The organism is Aeromonas sp. MaB10011B (assembly GCF_017939325.1).
GTDB lineage: Bacteria > Pseudomonadota > Gammaproteobacteria > Enterobacterales > Aeromonadaceae > Aeromonas > Aeromonas caviae.
The window spans coordinates 1-2,134 of record NZ_JAGKRK010000072.1 but is presented as its reverse complement, the minus strand read 5'-3'; the positions used below and the strand labels follow the sequence as shown (position 1 = coordinate 2,134).

Sequence of the window (2,134 nt, the reverse complement as noted above, 5' to 3'; positions counted from 1 at the left end):
GGGGGGGGTGATCATTCCCTCCTGCACGAAGAGTCGCAGATAGCTGTCTGTCAGGGTAGACAGTGCCTCTCTCCCCTGCGCCAGGTAATAGGAAGGACGGCGGTGGGCGATCATCAGAGAGACAACCTGGCGCAAGGCAAGGCCCTGCTCGGCCAGGGTAGAATCCTGGTTGCGAGCGGGATCCAGCAGTCGATTCACCTCATCGACATTGGCACCAAACCAGACCCAGAGGCCATCACCGAGACCGTGCACCTCGCCATAACCGGGCGCCGCAGAGAGCGGGACCGAGTTGAGGTAGGCCCAGGCAACCAGCTTGCGGGCCTCCAGGGTCTCGGGCCCCAGCCGATAGGCACGAACGCTGGCCGAGACCATCTGGCGGATCTTCTCGGTCGGCGAAACGGTCAGTCCATCGGGAGAATGACGATACTTTTCCACCTGGGTCGCCAGGGTGCTGCCGCCAGCAGATTGATCCTGCATATCCAGCGCCTTGCCCACCTGAGACAGCGCCGCCTTGGCAAAGCGCGGCCAGTCTACGGCCGGGTTGGCCAGCGGTTCCTTGTTGCTCAGGAGGTCACGGTTCTCGATAAACAGCAGAGACTGGATGACCAAGGGCGGTATGGCATTGAAATCCGGATAGTAATGAGTCGGATACTTGTACTGGTAGAAAGGCTCAGCACGGCAGTCATAGAGTGTCAATCCTGCCTGGACCTTCTCGGTATAAGGCACGAAGAAACCGTGGCTGGCGTAGTTGTAGAGCGCATCGGAAAAACGGACCTGCTCGCTCACCTGGTAGCCACGCTGAACGAGACGTTCCTGGATCATGGGCATCAGCACATAACCGAGTCGCTTGTCGAACGGGCCGTCGTCGGGGAAGGCTATCTGCTTGCTGGGGCCGGGTTCGAGCTGATAGGTCAGGGTGGCCGCATAGCGGGAGATCTCCTGTGACTGCAGTCGGGAGGTCTTCATTTCATAACCCACCAGGGCGATCACGGCAGCCAGGCAAAGCAAGAAGATAAAACAGAACAACCAGCGCCACCAAGGTCGGCGTTTACGCTGTTGTTGTCCGTCCGCGTTAGGTACGGATGAATCCTGAGATGCCACTTTATTTGAATCCGTCTGTTTTGATGCGCCCATATCAGCCCCACCATGGTTGCGCAATTTATTGTCTTTCAATCAAGCTTAGTCGTTTCAAGTCAAGGGCTTGAAATCTATTGACCGCTTTGCAGCGATGTTAACAGGGCGATTGTGAAAATGGGAGCCGATTGTTGCAACGCGGCAAGAGATCCGAGCTGCGGCATGAAAATGAAACACCGGCCAGAGGCCGGTGTTGACGAGAGCGGGGCGGGATTATTTGCTGGTGCTCATGCTCTTCAGCTTGGTACTCAGCTCCTTGCGCTCCTTGGAAAGCTCGGCATTTTTGATGATATGGTCATCTACGCGCTCTTCATAATCGGTCCGCATGTTGGCGATGATGGCCTGAACCTCGTCAATGCTCATACCGGGCTTGATATAGTCACTCAGGTTGTCGAGCAACAGTACCCGCTTCTGGTTGTCACGGATCTTTTTCTCGTTGTCCGCGATTTCACGCTTGAGCTTGTTCTGACGACGGGACATACGCACATATTCCAGCACATCGTTGAAGGTTGACTTGTTTACTTGTTCCATATCGGTACCACTGAGTGAAGGTGAATGAAAACAGGCGGAGAGTCCCATACCAGAAAAAGAAACCGAGACCATGGCACGGGCAAACCCGGAATGCCCCTTACTCTACCGAGTTATGATTCAGATACAACCCCAATCGCAGCGCGGGCGGTGGGTTTAGACAGAACGGCTCCGACTGGGTTATTACGCTAAAAATGATGAGAACGGAGAGAGCCAATATGTGGGTTCAATGCGGCCAGAGCAGGCGCAACTTTTTCCGGTACAGGCAACAAGTGAACGACGAACAGCACCATAGTGCCCGCTTGCACTCCAGTGAGTGCTTAATTTCAGGCAATAAAAAACCCCGCTCGAGTGAGCGGGGTTTCTTGTATTGGGTGCCTGGCAGTGTCCTACTCTCGCATGGCGAATGCCACACTACCATCGGCGCTACAGCGTTTCACTTCTGAGTTCGGCATGGGATCAGGTGGTTCCA

At 55.2% G+C, this 2,134-nt stretch carries 2 protein-coding genes and 1 rRNA gene; all 3 read right to left on the bottom strand.

Annotation, left to right across the window (positions count from 1 at the left end; all coding sequences use genetic code 11):
- Window positions 1–1,134: transglycosylase domain-containing protein (locus J9893_RS14325; RefSeq protein WP_210621928.1), on the bottom strand; the 1,134-nt coding region annotated here is incomplete at its 3' end.
- A 213-nt stretch (window positions 1,135–1,347) separates the two neighbouring features.
- The gene (tmaR, locus tag J9893_RS14320) at window positions 1,348–1,665 is read right to left on the bottom strand and encodes a PTS system regulator TmaR (protein ID WP_010672687.1); all 318 of its coding nucleotides are present in this window, start codon (window positions 1,663–1,665) and stop codon (window positions 1,348–1,350) included.
- Between the two features lie 373 nt (window positions 1,666–2,038).
- Window positions 2,039–2,134 (bottom strand): 5S ribosomal RNA (gene rrf, locus J9893_RS14315); the annotation flags it as partial.

What these genes read in the sequence shown, in the direction of transcription:
- tmaR (WP_010672687.1), bottom strand. Translation starts at nt 1,665, where the DNA reads ATGGAACAAGTAAACAAGTCAACCTTCAACGATGTGCTGGAATATGTG.